Origin of the sequence: Prevotella veroralis DSM 19559 = JCM 6290, assembly GCF_000377625.1 — a bacterium.
GTDB classification, from domain to species: Bacteria; Bacteroidota; Bacteroidia; order Bacteroidales; family Bacteroidaceae; genus Prevotella; species Prevotella veroralis.
Window position 1 is genome coordinate 62,347 of the sequence record NZ_KB898329.1, and the last position, 11,845, is coordinate 74,191.

Sequence of the window (11,845 nt, forward strand, 5' to 3'; positions counted from 1 at the left end):
GTAATGATGAGAACAAAACAATTATTCAAAATTCGCCTATTGTCCTTTACAGCCCTTTGCAGTATGGCTTTGGCAGCCGTTTCCTGCGCCAATGAGGATGTTGCGCAGAATGGTACGGACACAGGAAGCAACGATAACGATAAGAACATGACAACCTTTGTAGCTGGCAATCCAACGAAGACCCGTACAACAATGGATTACGACAACGGGGCTTTCTATTGGGAAGCAGGCGACAAGATCTATGTACAGGACGATGACGGCGCATGGAAGGTGAGCAGCAACGCACCAACAAGCAAGACCAGCTACTTCAGATTCAAAGTGCCAGGCAAGTTCAACAACAGTTCCACTTACAAGGTTTATTACCCGGGTAAGAATGGTAGTAACAACCAACTTACAATCCCCACTACACAAACACAGACAACTCCTAGCACTACTGATCACTTCGGTACATCAGGCGATTGTGGGACAGCAGATGCAACAGGCACTATCGGTGATAAGACTTTCTCGTTTCAATTGGAACACCAAGCAGCCATCCTCGTCTTCGAACCCTTCACAAAGAATGACGTGTTTAAGAAATGCTATCTAACCAAAGTAGAGGTTACAGCCGATAATAACATCGCAGGCAACTATACCCTCGATCCTAGCAATGGTGAGATTACGGGCGCAGGTAGCGACAAGCAAATCATCCTCACCACCAAGGGTAGCGGTGCATACGCTGATGGTTTCAAGTTGGACAACTCAACCAGCAGTACCACAGCAGACAAGATCTATATGTTTATCAAGCCAGGCACACACAAGCTAAAGATTCGTTATTGGTTGAAAGACCTCGCCACTGGTACAGAGGGCACCATCACCAAGGCTCCCGGTTCATTCGTTTACGACAAGAATACCTACTATGACATGACCGCAAATCTTGATACCCGCGCCTATGACGGTGACCATTACTATATGTGGGACGCACAGCAGCAATACTGGTATGGTTATGAATGGACAAAGCACTTGCCAGGAAACACAGGTCAGCCGACAGTCAATGGCGGCAGTTCATTAAACGCCCCCCAGGGCAACACTGACTCTCGTTGGAAAAACGAAGGCGGCGGTTCAGGTCGCTTCGATGCAACTCATAGTTGCGCAAGCCTTCCTAATGCTAACGAGATGTCTTGGTACTGCATGTACGGCGATCCTCGTTGGGACGCAGCAGACGAACTATGGACAACTATGGGTCATTTATATAAAAGCGGCATGTGGTTTAAGAAGAAGGCAGTATTGCAAACCGAAGGTCATTATAACAGCAACACCGCTGTCGACGGTACTGATTGGCGCACAAATGACAATGGAAATAGCTGGTCCGTATCTCAGACCCTTCCTTCCGCCGCCGATGCAAACAATTATTTCTACCTGCCAGCCTTGGGTCTCTACAACGGTGATCAGCAGGCCAGTGTTGGCGATAGCGGCTACTATTGGTTGTCAAGTGCTCATCCGTGGGACAGCAACCGCGCGTACAACCTGTACTTTGATAATCGTTTCGTCTCCATAGTCACCAACATGTGCTACAGCGGGTACAGAGTCGGCGGGTTCGAGTAGTCCTTGCGATTGTTCGTGACCTGTTTTGTACCCAGCGAATGGGTAGAGTTATACCCAGCGAAGAAGTACAATCGTACCCAGCGAATGGGTAGGGGGGCTACCCAACGGGCAGGGTACGATGCTACCCAGCAGCTGGGTACAAGACGACCCAACCGCTGGGTATAAAATATATGAAAAAAGACATCAAAAAGATGTTATTATGAATATAATGTTTAATTAAAAACCAAATCAAAATGATTGAATTCAAAGTTGCGCCTCGTAAGGCGACAATGGGAAAAATGAAGGGTAAAACGGTGTATATTGCCGTACCAAAAGGTCAGCAGAAGATCTCGCCCGAAATGGTGTTGGAACGCATTGTTCGTGAGACCTCATTGACGGAGGGTGACGCTCGTAATGTGATTATCACATTGCGTAACATTATCTCGGACTGTGCACGTATGGGAACAGGCTTAGACCTCAGTGACATCTTCTCTTTGCGGGTCAACGTACCCTCAAAGATGGAGGAAAACGAAAAGGATGTATGCGCCAAGAGCCTTAAAGCTCCGAAGTTGACATTGACTTGGAAAGAGTCGGTGCGTAAGGCATTGAAGGAATTGCAGGTGGATGTGGATAATCCTGCGAGGAGGAAAGCAAAAGACCCCGCCCCCTCTCCAAAAGGAGAGGGGAGTGAAGAGCACCCTGGACCACAAGTAGGGTAAAAGCCTCCCCAAGCCCCTCCGGTGGAGGGGATGTGCCTACGGGGGCTAGTTAGGGAACGTGACACGGAAAGCCTCTTCAAGCCAAAGGAGGGGATGTGCCTAATGGGATAAGGATTCTTTGCTTTTACTCGGAAGCGGTTATCCTTTTACTCTTTACCTTCTTACTTTTAAAAAAGACAATAGGGAGTTATCCCTGCGCCTCATGGAAGCAATTGGGCTTGCATGAGGCGTTAATGTTTTTCTCATTGTTCTTCTTGCCACAATTTCCTTTGATTATATGTAGGCGCGAGCAGTGAAAGCAATAAAAACTACCTTATTCTTTGCATTTCGCTTGATTTAGTGTATCTTTGTGGCTATGAATACACAAGAAGCACAGAATATTAAGTGGAGTGAAAACATCATCATTGTTGATGGTGATTATATTGATCATGTGGCTTTCGATATTATCGTAAACTTTGAGCGCATGTTAGATCGTCGTATACCTGCTGCCGATTTTAGTCAGTGGGCGGTAGATGTTGCGCTTGATGGTAGGTTGAAACCAGGTGATCATGAGACACAAGTGATTCTTTTGCATGATAAAAAGAATCAGAAACTAGAGAATTTTGCTCCTTCCGATTATGATAAAGAACTCAACGGTCAGGCTTTTATGGACGAGCGATTCGGTGAGTTTATTATAAATAGTATTGCTTGCGGTGATGAAAATACTGCGAAGGATGCTGTTTTGCTTGATCTTCTCAAGACGTTTTGTATTCATGAAGAGGTAAAACGGATTATGATTGTTCCGAATACTGAGGAGGATTCGCTGCTTCGCTCTATTAGAAATACATTAAATGATGTGGATGATGAGTTAAAACACATCACATTATTTGCAATGCAGCCTTTGGAAGGTGGCAACTTCAAGCAAGCGATATTGGGGTATTCAATACTAAACGCAATGGGGATTTCCTCCCCTGAAATTGAAAGTAAGATAAAATAATAATAAGATAATATGGGAAAAGTATTAATGATAGGCGCAGGTGGCGTAGCTACTGTAGCTGCTTTTAAGATTGTCCAGAATCAGGACGTGTTTACTGAATTTATGATTGCTAGCCGTCGCAAGGAAAAATGTGATGAGTTAGTTAAGGCAATTCATGATAAAGGTTATAAAGCTGATATCAAGACTGCACAGGTTGATGCAGACGATGTTGAGCAATTGAAAGCATTGTTTAATGATTTCAAGCCAGAGCTGGTTATTAATTTAGCTTTGCCATATCAAGATTTGACAATCATGGATGCTTGTTTGGCTTGCGGTTGTAATTATTTGGATACAGCTAATTACGAACCAAAGGACGAGGCACACTTCGAATATAGTTGGCAATGGGCTTATAAGGATAAGTTCGAGAAGGCTGGACTGACAGCTATCCTTGGTTGTGGTTTCGATCCAGGAGTATCACAGGCTTATACGGCGTATGCTGCTAAACATCATTTTGACGAAATTCATTATCTTGATATCGTTGATTGCAATGCGGGTAATCATCACAAGGCATTTGCAACGAACTTCAATCCAGAAATTAATATCCGTGAGATAACTCAGAAGGGGCTTTATTATGAGAATGGTAAATGGATTGAGACAGAACCATTGGCTGTGCATCAAGATTTGACCTATCCAAATATTGGTCCACGTGATTCTTATCTCATGCACCATGAGGAATTGGAATCATTGGTAAAGAACTATCCAACAATTAAGCGTGCTCGTTTCTGGATGACATTCGGCAAGCAATATCTTACTTATTTGGACTGTATTCAGAATCTTGGTATGAGTCGTATCGATGAGATAGAGTATGAAGCACCATTAGCTGATGGCTCTGGTAAGACAGCTAAGGTGAAGATTGTTCCTTTGCAGTTCTTGAAAGCGGTTCTGCCTAATCCACAAGATTTAGGAGAGAATTATGATGGTGAGACTTCGATAGGTTGTCGTATCCGTGGAATTAAGGACGGAAAGGAGCAAACCTATTACATTTATAATAATTGTAAGCACCAAGATGCCTATAACGAAACGGGAATGCAAGGTGTCAGCTATACGACGGGTGTACCTGCGATGGCTGGTGCAATGATGTTCTTCAAGGGCTTATGGCGCAAACCAGGTGTATGGAACGTAGAAGACTTTGATCCAGATCCATTCTTGGAGGTACTCAATAAGCAAGGCTTGCCTTGGCATGAAGTATTTGGTGGCGATTTAGAACTATAAGAATATGGCTTGCTCTTTGGACTTTATTGAATTTGTCAGTAGTCAGATAGCTACTGCAGGGACTGTAAGATACAGGAAGATGTTTGGCGAATACATGATTTATGTTGACGAGAAGCCTGTCATCATAGTTTGTGACAATATACCTTATGTTAAAGAACACGAGGCAATTAAATCAATGATGCTATCTGCCGAACGTGGCTTCCCTTATGAAGGAGCTAAGGAACACTATATTTTAGATGTTTCAAGGTCTGATTTTGCGGTTAAGGTCGTTAAGGTTTTGGCAGAGGTGCTACCTTTTCCAAAGAGCAGAAAGAAGAATAAATAGTATTATATCAATCAGAAAACAAGATAATAGTATATGGCAAAAGAAGATACAGCATTAGCTGCTGAGGGAAAACTAAAGGCATTGCAAGCCGCAATGTCCAAGATAGAGAAAGACTTTGGTAAAGGTTCTATCATGCGAATGGGTGATGAACAGATAGAGAATGTTGATGTTATACCAACAGGAAGTGTGGCTCTTGATACAGCATTAGGCGTTGGTGGTTATCCTCGTGGGCGTATTATCGAGATTTATGGACCAGAGTCTTCTGGTAAGACGACGCTTGCTATCCATGCAATAGCCGAAGCACAGAAGCAAGGGGGCATAGCTGCTTTCATTGATGCAGAGCATGCTTTCGATCGTTTCTATGCTGAGAAGCTCGGTGTGGATGTAGATAATCTTTGGATATCACAGCCTGATAATGGTGAACAAGCATTAGAGATTGCAGATCAGTTGATACGTTCTTCTGCGATAGATATTCTCGTTGTCGACTCTGTTGCAGCACTTACTCCAAAGAAAGAAATCGAAGGAGATATGGGCGACTCGGCTGTTGGTTTGCAAGCACGATTGATGAGTCAGGCATTGCGTAAGCTCACTTCTACTATCTCAAAGACCAACACTTGTTGTATATTCATCAATCAGTTGCGTGAGAAGATAGGTGTGATGTTCGGTAACCCAGAGACCACTACGGGTGGTAACGCATTGAAGTTCTATAGTTCCGTGCGCCTTGATATCCGCCGTGTTACTAGTATCAAGAATGGTGATCAGGTGATTGGTAACCAGGTTCGTGTTAAGATTGTTAAGAATAAGGTGGCTCCTCCTTTCCGTAAGGCAGAGTTTGAAATCACCTTTGGTGAGGGTATCTCAAAGATTGGTGAGATAGTTGACTTGGGTGTTCAATACAACATTATCCAAAAGAGTGGTAGCTGGTTTAGTTATAACGGAACCAAACTTGCACAAGGACGTGATGCCACTAAGACGATGTTGAAGGATAATCCAGAACTTGCAGAAGAGATAGAAGGACTAATAAAGCAGGCTATTATTGACCAGGCACAATAATCTTCTACATATATAAAAGAGGCTTAATCCAAACGGGATTAAGCCTCTTTTTTGTTTTAGAAGTTTCTCCTTTACTTACTTTTTCAGTAAACTTTCAATCGTATTTCGTACCCTCCTTTCGGTAGTCTGCATGATGATGTTCTCATCAACTCCTTTGCTTCCCATGTAGATGGAAGGGTTGGAATAAAGCATATCACTGCGTTTCTCTTCTCGAGCAGAGAAGTGAAAGGCACGTACCTGTGTCTCTTCTTGAATCTTAAAGATATTCTTTTCCGTCACTCCACATCCTGCCATGATAATGATTCTATCCTTTGCAAGTGTATTCAAACGTCTTAGTAAAGGAATACCTAACTCTGCCGTGGGCTGCTGACCAGACGTGAGAATACGATGAAAGCCCATTGCGATAATCTCTTCTAAGGCTTTCTCGGGATCTCGACAACAATCGAAAGCACGATGAAAGGTGACATTCATCCCTTTAGCATGCTCCATCAATAATTGGTTGGCATGCTTATCAATATCGCCATTAGCCGTCAGACAACCAAAGACAACGCCATCCACACCGAGTTGCCGACACAAGTCTATATCCATTACCATGCGTTCCAACTCTGCTTCTGAGTATAGGAAGTCGCCTCCGCGATTGCGAATTATCACGTGTAAGCGTGTTTCTTTCAATACATCTCGCGCCATCTTTATCTCCCCATAAGAAGGAGTTGTGCCGCCTTCGGGTATTCCCATGCAGAGTTCCACACGATTGGCACCACCTCGTTGAGCCTCTATACAACTCTCAACACTATTGGCGCAGACTTCAAATTCATAGTTTTCTTTCATCATATTATAGAGGAGTTAAGGGAGTTAAAGGAGTGAAAGGGAGTTTAGACAAATGTTCCGTTAATTGGAGTTATTGGACTTTTACATCTCAATACTTACATTCTTCTATCGTCTAACGCCCTTTCCTCAATTCTAAAGTTTATTACTTACCTTCACAATCTGGTCTCCCAACCCGATTGTGTAACCCTGTGATAGGAATACAACTCGGTTGAAGGTATCAGCGATGATGAATACTGGTAGCTGACTCGTATTGTGTAGTTTCATCTCTTTGGCAATCTCCTTGAGAATCTCCCCACTCTTATCTATACCGTAGATCACCTTCTCTGGCAGTTGACCAAACTCACTCTTCTGTGCATCGAACTTCTCTTTTGCCTCCTCACTTGTGAAGAGTAATACCATTGGACGCCCCCATTTATCTAGCTTCTCCTTTACTTTTGCAATGTCATGGAGGGCATGGTTCGTTGGTTCTTGCCCTACACCAAGTATGCCGAGGACGTAATAACCGCGTCCCGTCTGGCTTAGTAAGGACACATTATGCCCCTCCTTCTCAAAGAGATCTTCGCTATTAAAGCTGCCAATCACCTTTACGCCCTCCGTTTCCTGGCGCATGATGAGGTTGATTCGAGTTGTTGTTCCTGGCTTGATAGTGAAGAATCGGTTATGAGCCATCACACTTCCGTCTGCCATGCGTTGCCCTGTAACGAGCAAGTAAGTGCCCTCGTCCAGTGTTGCTCCATCCTTGAACGCATTTGCCCAAGTTGCTCCATAGGTCGAACCATCGGCTGATTCATCGAAATTCATCAGTAAGGTCTGCCCATTCACAATCTTACTAATAGTGAAATGAGTATAATATTTCGGGTCATCCAAGAACTCTGTTGGCTTATAGTCAAGCACCAACTTCCCCGTCTTAGCTACTTGTTGTTGCGTTGTTTCAAAGTCAACATCAACCCACTGACCATCTTTCTTGTATTGAACCTTCCCTGTCACGCCATCTTGCTGAGCCTCGATACCAAGACTCCGAGCCACATCCACAAAGAAAATATTCCTACTTCTCTCGTCTGCCACACGACTTTCCCACGTACTGATAGGCGTTTGTGGGATTCTCATAGCGTGCTTATCAGGATTCAATTTGATGTTCGTTCTCACCCAATTTACCAATAGTGCAGGGTTCTCTTTAAACTTCTTAGCATCGTTACTAAACGCTTTCTCAAAGAAAACCTTAAATGGTTTGAGGATCATCTCACTCTCTACACGAGGGCATAACTCGTCACTCTTTGCTGCCATCTGGTCTTCCAATATTTCCATTGGCATATCTCGAAGATCCTTATAACTAAGTGATTCCAACAGATCAATAGCCCGTTTCTCATCTGCCGAGTGCTTCTCAACAAATTCTTTGATGGTTCTCCAGTTACCACGCGACCTTATTATATAAGGTATAGCAGCCTTAATCGGGTAATCTTTCAAGCTCTCCTCTGATGGGAATGTCGCTATGTAAGCATTGCGTTTAGCATCTTCTTCCGTCAACCTACGCTCGTTCTCCTTGCGTTGTGCGTCTGTTACAGGAGGCAGAATAGCTTTTTCTACAGGTGGGATAATATCCATATCCTGCTCTTTCCCCGCCTTTTTATCATCGTAAGAGAGTCTTATAACAACCTTCTTGTCCTTTCCAAACGATACTTTAGCATATCCGTAGTGTCCGTTCTTAGACGCCCATACAAGCATATCACCCCTTCCTGCAGATAGAAACGTTTGTCCTTTCTTATCGGTGTATTTGGTAACTGCGGTGTAATACTCGGCATAGTTGTATATTTTAAAGTCCACTTTCGCATCCTGTACGGGCTTTCCTTTAGCATCAAGAACGCTGAAATCAATCCTACCAGTGCTCCCGTAATTATCAATCAGATTGATTTCTGTGAAGTTATTTGTGCGTAGCATAACCTCTTCTGGACCTTCATAATCGCCAAAGGCACGTGTGTGCATGAGCATGGCACGCGATGCCGGCGCATTAAACCATGCCAGATTCAATACAGGTTCAGGCTCACAAGCCCCCAAGAAGTACCACTTTCCGTCTGCCCAAGCCTCTACCCACGCATGGTTATCATCGGTATGTGCCCACCGAGGAGTATATACTTGGCGAGCCGGAATACCAATGGCTCTCAAGGCACTTACCGTGTAAGTGCTCTCTTCTCCACATCGTCCTCGTCCTGTCCGCATTGATTGCAGTGGTGAAGAAGTGCGTGCGTCCGAAGGTTCATAAGTAACATGTTCATGGCACCAGTGGTTCACTTCCAATATTGCCTGTTGCATAGATAGCCCTTTAACACGCCCCTTCAGTTCTTGAAAGAATATAGCACGAGAGCTGTCAAGAGGCTCATTGTTCACACGCATCGGTAGAACGAAATGCCTAAAGAGAAGCTCTGGCACCTTCTTTCCCCATGGCATCTCTTTCCTCGTTTCGAGGGCTGTTCGCACATTACGTAAGTGGTAAGCTGTGGTGTAATCAGTCGCATCTGCAATCGGCATATAGGCATAAAGAAAGCGCAAGGCTTCCTCTTCCTCCATGGTTGGCGATAGACCTTTTGTATCATAGAACTTCGATCCAATCAACTTCATTTTGGCGTCGAAAGCATTGTTCACCTTCTGTCTGAATGCTGCATCGGAGATAAAGTGTTGTGCATTGGCAGTTATGCCAATGAGCATTAGACACAGGCTTAGTAGGATTCTCTTCATAGATTTACTTTTTAGTTAATAAGCTACAGGTAAATTACAGCTAACGTTCTTTTCACTTGCAATATTCGTAAAAAAAATCAATATATGCAAGTCTTCTCGCATAAAAAATACGAATTCCTGCAAGGATGGTGAGTGTTGGGGCTTTAGTAAAAAACGAATTTTAAAAAGCCCCACCCAGCCCCTCTGGGGGGGAGGATGTAGCCTAATGGGATGTTAATTAGGGATTTATAGGAGGACAGACGAGGGCGTCTGTCCCTACTGGTATGCGTCTCTTTTGATGGAGGTAAGTTGTGGGCTGAAACAAAGGGGGCGTTTCCTTGCTATGAAGAGGGCGTTTCCTTGATGCGAAGAAGGCGTCTCTTCATATCGAAGAAACGCCCTCTTTGATTCTATCCATTGTCTATCTTGATGAAAGGAATTGAAGGGCAGCGTTTAAGACTGCACCTTCGATTTATATTCCTGCACCACTTCTTCCATGGTGATACCCAAGAGTTGCATCTCACGGAACAATGACGGAAGGGTTTGCTGACAAAAGGTTTTGCGTCGTGCAAGCATGATTTGCTCCCTTGCACCTGCCGAAACGAAATAGCCCATACCGCGTTTGTTATAGATAATCTGCTCTCTTGCCAATAGTTCGTAAGCCTTAACCGCCGTGTTGGTGTTCACTTGCAAGGTGACAGCATACTCCCTTACGGAGGGGATTCGGTCGTCGGCTTTATAGGTCTTGGCTATGATTTCATCGCAAAGGCGGTCTGCCATCTGCTCGTATATAGCCTTATTATTTTCGAAAGTCATAATCTTTTATCCTTTCATTAATACTTTATTATATGTTAATCCACCGATTGTTGATAACCTGCAAACGTGTGTATAGCTTGTAAGCAGCCCAATACATTAATATAATGAGTGCCAAACAGATGATGTTCCCAGTAATATCTCCCACTAAGTCATTCGGTATTGAGAGTTGATAGTCAGTGTTGGTGAATAGCATGTAACCGATGAATGTCACAGAGCCTGCTACTATCATGAGAATCAAACCGAGGCTTATAATGGTCTTTAACCATGCTGTTTTGCGGAAGAACACGCCTCCTAATATAGCGAAAGCACTGGTGAGAAAGATTGCTTCTAACTGTACCCAAAGAGGGGAATGGGAGCTTGTTGCTTGGATAAAGTCTATTGCTATTGCTGTCATCGAAGCCCTCGCACCATGATTAACCAGCATGGAGATGATTTGTTGTAACACGTCCGCTGTTAGGAAAGCACCCACAGCTATGAGGGGGAAGACGATAGACACGAGTACTACACGTGCCACGAACTTCTCAACATTGGTAGCTGGTAGCATCATCTCATTTATGCGAGACTGACGCAACTTGAGGTCGTTAATAACAAAGGTACCCATGATAAAGAATGCTACCGATAGGATATTAACGATGAAATCAACGCTTCCCATGAGGTTTAATTGTATCTGTTCTGTACTCTTTGCCTGCCATGCGAAGATGTCACAAACACGTATGGTCATAAGGAAGAAGAAGGCTATGAGGAATCCAAGGAATAGGTTCTTTATTGTGCGACGACGCACGAGGGTGAGTCGAGAGAGTACTCTTCCGAAACGATTGATATCGAACTTTTTCATAACTAATAAGTCCTTTCTTTATTTATTTTGTTCTACTTGTATTATCGGTAACAGAGGCATTTCCCGTTACTCGTTGTTGTATGCTTTGACGTGTGTTACCATTGAGTGTGATGTCAGCATTGTCTGATAAAGTGAGTGTCACACTGTCGGAATGGTCAAAGTCGGTGTTTACACTGGCGTTACCACTGATGTTGAATTTCGTAGTCTGTGCCGTCAACTTTGCAATGTTAACGTCTGCATTACCAGAGATATCCATGTTTATCTCGCCAACTTTCACTTTGTTGAGTTTGACGCAAGAGTTACCTCTAATGTTAAGTGTCAGTTTGTCTACCTGAAGAGAGTCCTGGAAAGTGAGGGATGTATTACCTCCTTGATCCACTCTAACGAGTTGTGGGCATGTTACATATACCTTTGTTATATCAGCTCCATTGTTAGAACTATTAAAGAAGATGATCCCTTTTTGTGAAGGGTGATTCCTCTCGTGGATTATGAGGGTGTTATTTTTAACCTTGATATCCACATATTCGAGTAGTTTCTCCCTACCTTTTATCTCTACTTGGTACTTATTTCCTTGCAAGAAGTAGACTTCTGCATTCCCTCCTAACTCTACATTCTGGAACGCCTCGACGTTCATAGCCTTCTTGGTGGGCTGTCCGTAGTCAGGTTTCTTTGTGATGCACGAACACAGAGTGATGGTTGTTAAAACCAAGAAAAGGCTTGATAGGATAGTAGATATCCGTTTATTGGATAGTTTCTTCATAATGATGTCCTCC

The 11,845-nt window shown here is 43.6% G+C and carries 11 protein-coding genes; 6 read left to right on the forward strand and 5 right to left on the reverse strand.

The genetic code is table 11. The features are described from left to right. The first annotated feature begins 3 nt into the window (after positions 1-3). From D464_RS0105895 to recA, 6 genes are all read left to right on the forward strand, one after another. On the forward strand, positions 4-1,581 hold the full coding sequence (locus tag D464_RS0105895) for a hypothetical protein (protein ID WP_024985695.1): 1,578 nt from the start codon (positions 4-6) through the stop codon (positions 1,579-1,581). Between the two features lie 233 nt (positions 1,582-1,814). Then, on the forward strand, positions 1,815-2,279 hold the full coding sequence (locus D464_RS0105900; RefSeq protein ID WP_018910579.1) for an HU family DNA-binding protein: 465 nt from the start codon (positions 1,815-1,817) through the stop codon (positions 2,277-2,279). Positions 2,280-2,634: 355 nt separating this feature from the next. Beyond that, complete coding sequence (locus tag D464_RS0105905) at positions 2,635-3,255, forward strand: DUF6621 family protein (protein WP_018910580.1); 621 nt, start codon at positions 2,635-2,637, stop codon at positions 3,253-3,255. A gap of 12 nt (positions 3,256-3,267) precedes the next feature. Further along, positions 3,268-4,506, forward strand: coding sequence for a saccharopine dehydrogenase family protein (locus D464_RS0105910; protein ID WP_018910581.1), 1,239 nt, complete (start codon positions 3,268-3,270; stop codon positions 4,504-4,506). Between the two features lie 4 nt (positions 4,507-4,510). After that, on the forward strand, positions 4,511-4,831 hold the full coding sequence (locus D464_RS0105915; protein WP_004382354.1) for a TfoX/Sxy family protein: 321 nt from the start codon (positions 4,511-4,513) through the stop codon (positions 4,829-4,831). A 33-nt stretch (positions 4,832-4,864) separates the two neighbouring features. Then, positions 4,865-5,884, forward strand: coding sequence for a recombinase RecA (gene recA, locus D464_RS0105920; RefSeq protein WP_018910582.1), 1,020 nt, complete (start codon positions 4,865-4,867; stop codon positions 5,882-5,884). 75 nt (positions 5,885-5,959) lie between these two features. Here recA and D464_RS0105925 read toward each other — a convergent pair whose 3' ends face one another. The 5 genes from D464_RS0105925 to D464_RS0105945 all read right to left on the reverse strand — a co-directional run bounded on the left by D464_RS0105925 (position 5,960) and on the right by D464_RS0105945 (position 11,832). Beyond that, complete coding sequence (locus D464_RS0105925; RefSeq protein WP_018910583.1) at positions 5,960-6,715, reverse strand: copper homeostasis protein CutC; 756 nt, start codon at positions 6,713-6,715, stop codon at positions 5,960-5,962. Positions 6,716-6,844: 129 nt separating this feature from the next. Further along, positions 6,845-9,442 carry a transglutaminase-like domain-containing protein gene (locus tag D464_RS0105930; protein ID WP_018910584.1) on the reverse strand — a complete coding sequence of 866 codons (2,598 nt, stop codon included), beginning with the start codon at positions 9,440-9,442 and terminating at the stop codon, positions 6,845-6,847. 432 nt (positions 9,443-9,874) lie between these two features. Then, entirely contained in the window at positions 9,875-10,237 is a 363-nt protein-coding gene (locus D464_RS0105935) for a GntR family transcriptional regulator (protein WP_018910585.1), read from the reverse strand. A gap of 28 nt (positions 10,238-10,265) precedes the next feature. Continuing rightward, complete coding sequence (locus tag D464_RS0105940; RefSeq protein WP_018910586.1) at positions 10,266-11,072, reverse strand: hypothetical protein; 807 nt, start codon at positions 11,070-11,072, stop codon at positions 10,266-10,268. Positions 11,073-11,094: 22 nt separating this feature from the next. Beyond that, complete coding sequence (locus D464_RS0105945; protein ID WP_024985694.1) at positions 11,095-11,832, reverse strand: GIN domain-containing protein; 738 nt, start codon at positions 11,830-11,832, stop codon at positions 11,095-11,097. Positions 11,833-11,845 lie beyond the last annotated feature (13 nt).

Bases quoted from the DNA above. Each gene is read 5' to 3' on its own strand.
- D464_RS0105930 (WP_018910584.1), bottom strand. From the start codon at position 9,442: ATGAAGAGAATCCTACTAAGCCTGTGTCTAATGCTCATTGGCATAACT.
- D464_RS0105895 (WP_024985695.1), top strand. From the start codon at position 4: ATGATGAGAACAAAACAATTATTCAAAATTCGCCTATTGTCCTTTACA.
- D464_RS0105915 (WP_004382354.1), top strand. From the start codon at position 4,511: ATGGCTTGCTCTTTGGACTTTATTGAATTTGTCAGTAGTCAGATAGCT.
- D464_RS0105940 (WP_018910586.1), bottom strand. From the start codon at position 11,072: ATGAAAAAGTTCGATATCAATCGTTTCGGAAGAGTACTCTCTCGACTC.
- D464_RS0105905 (WP_018910580.1), top strand. From the start codon at position 2,635: ATGAATACACAAGAAGCACAGAATATTAAGTGGAGTGAAAACATCATC.
- recA (WP_018910582.1), top strand. From the start codon at position 4,865: ATGGCAAAAGAAGATACAGCATTAGCTGCTGAGGGAAAACTAAAGGCA.
- D464_RS0105945 (WP_024985694.1), bottom strand. From the start codon at position 11,832: ATGAAGAAACTATCCAATAAACGGATATCTACTATCCTATCAAGCCTT.
- D464_RS0105935 (WP_018910585.1), bottom strand. From the start codon at position 10,237: ATGACTTTCGAAAATAATAAGGCTATATACGAGCAGATGGCAGACCGC.
- D464_RS0105925 (WP_018910583.1), bottom strand. From the start codon at position 6,715: ATGATGAAAGAAAACTATGAATTTGAAGTCTGCGCCAATAGTGTTGAG.
- D464_RS0105900 (WP_018910579.1), top strand. From the start codon at position 1,815: ATGATTGAATTCAAAGTTGCGCCTCGTAAGGCGACAATGGGAAAAATG.
- D464_RS0105910 (WP_018910581.1), top strand. From the start codon at position 3,268: ATGGGAAAAGTATTAATGATAGGCGCAGGTGGCGTAGCTACTGTAGCT.